Here is an 812-nt window from a genome sequence, read left to right as displayed (position 1 = left end):
GGGTGCCCGAGTCGTCATCGAAGCGCCCCAAGCGGGGCCCGATAATCAAGACAAGGGCGAGGCCTGCCCAGCCACCGACACTATGAACCACCGTCGATCCCGCAAAATCCACAAACCCCAACTCAGCAAGCCAGCCTGATCCGGCAGTGGCCACTCGTCCTCCCCAACTCCAGTGACCCGCGATGGGGTAGAGGCCGCCCGCAACGACGAGGGCAACAAAGAGGTAGGCGCCAAACTTCATCCGCTCCGCGACGATCCCCGAGAGGATCGTTACCGATGTCACACAAAACATGACTTGGAACAAGAAGAAGACGGCGAGAAAGGGGGGGGCCTTCGCGAAGTCGAGAGCGAAGAGATCCAATCCGATCCAACCCTGATAACTCAGACCATACATCAGCCCGAAGCCAAATATCCAGAACGCCAGTGCCGCGACGCAAAAGTCACAGAAATTTTTGATCGCGACGTTAATATTGTTCTTTGAGCGTGTCATTCCCGTTTCAAGGCAAAGGAAACCCGCTTGCATCAAGAACATAAAGGCACTGGCGATGATGACCCAAAGAAGATCTATGTCTTCCATCAATCACTCCTCCGCCGAATAAAGCAGAAAGTGTGCAGCCGGTCGGCTTTCTGACCACTTTGAGCCTTCAAGCGCGTCATTCGGCGGCCTCCAGTGTGCGTTTTGCCGAAGTCCTTAGTTCACTTTCATGCTGCATCCCGTGTTCTGAGATATTGAGCCCGGCTATCTCCTCTTGTTCAGTTACCCTGAACCGGAAAACGGCATTCCCCGCATAGAACACGAGAAAGGCCACTCC

At 54.8% G+C, this 812-nt stretch carries 1 pseudogene; it reads right to left on the bottom strand.

The window, feature by feature from the left end:
* Positions 1 to 577, bottom strand: a pseudogene (locus MWU63_RS20320) (ammonium transporter); the annotation flags it as partial.
* Positions 578 to 812 lie beyond the last annotated feature (235 nt).

The organism is Pseudohalocynthiibacter sp. F2068 (genome assembly GCF_023015645.1).
In the GTDB taxonomy this organism is placed as follows: Bacteria; Pseudomonadota; Alphaproteobacteria; order Rhodobacterales; family Rhodobacteraceae; genus Pseudohalocynthiibacter; species Pseudohalocynthiibacter aestuariivivens.
The sequence above is the reverse complement of the archived record's forward strand: the minus strand, read 5'-3'. Positions and strand labels throughout refer to the sequence as shown.